Here is a 1244-nt window from a genome sequence, read left to right on the forward strand (position 1 = left end):
ATGGCCGGCGGTGTTGGCGACGATGTCTACGAAGTCACCGACCTTGGGGACGTGGTGACCGAGCTTGGCGGTGAGGGTATTGACACGGTCTGGACCTCGCTCGCGAGCTACACCCTGGGTGCCAACGTCGAGAATCTGTATTTCGGCGGCAGCGGCAACTTTGCGGGCCACGGTAACGTACTCGACAACACGCTCGTGGGTGGTGCGGGTAATGACGTCCTCATCGGTGGCGCAGGTGCCGACACGATGGTCGGCGGTGGCGGCAGCGATATCTACGAAGTCACCGACCTTGGGGACGTGGTGACCGAGCTCGCCGGTGCCGGCAGCGACACGGTCTGGACCTCGCTCGCGAGCTACACCCTGGGTGCCAACGTCGAAAATCTGTATTTCGGCGGCAGCGGCAACTTTGCGGGCAGCGGCAACGCGCTCGACAACAGGATCGTGGGTGGGGCGGGTAACGACGTCCTCATCGGTGGCGCAGGTAACGACCTCATCATCGGTGGCGCCGGTGCCGACACGATGGTCGGTGGCGTCGACAACGATACCTATGAAGTCACCGACCTTGGGGACGTGGTGACCGAGCTCGCCGGTGCGGGCAGCGACACGGTCTGGACCTCGCTTGCGAGCTACACGCTGGGTGCCAACGTCGAAAATCTGTTTTTCGGCGGCAGCGGCAACTTTGTGGGCAGCGGCAACGAGCTCGCCAACACGCTCGTGGGGGGCGCCGGTAACGACGGCCTCAGCAGTGGCTCAGGTAACGACGTCATCATCGGTGGCGCAGGTGCCGACACGATGGCCGGCGGCGGTGGCGACGATATCTATGAAGTCGCCGATCTTGGGGACGTGGTGAGCGAGCTCGCCGGTGCCGGCAACGACACGGTCTGGACCTCGCTTGCGAGCTACACCCTGGGTGACAACGTCGACAATCTGTTTTTCGGCGGCAGCGGCAACTTTGCGGGCACTGGCAACGCGCTCGGCAACACGCTCGTGGGGGGGGCAGGTAACGACGTTCTCACCGGCGGTGGCGGTAACGACGTGATGAGTGGCGGCGTCATCGGCAACGATACGTTCGTGTTTGCTGCCGCGGGTTTCGGCAACGATACGATCCTGAACTTCGGAGCCAATCCGGCCGGGCAGGACTTGCTCAATATCACGGCGCTGGGGATCAACAGCGCGACGTTCGCTGCCAACGTGACCATAACGGCTAACGGGGCGGACACGGTGGTAGCGATCGGGGCGGACAC

At 63.9% G+C, this 1244-nt stretch carries 1 protein-coding gene; it reads left to right on the forward strand.

What is annotated here, in order from left to right; genetic code table 11:
- Window positions 1–1244: calcium-binding protein (locus tag KGB07_RS27615; RefSeq protein ID WP_223467218.1), on the forward strand; the 1244-nt coding region annotated here is incomplete at both ends.

The sequence above is a fragment of the Pseudomonas sp. GL-RE-26 genome (assembly GCF_019956275.1).
Taxonomy (GTDB): domain Bacteria; phylum Pseudomonadota; class Gammaproteobacteria; order Pseudomonadales; family Pseudomonadaceae; genus Aquipseudomonas; species Aquipseudomonas grandcourensis.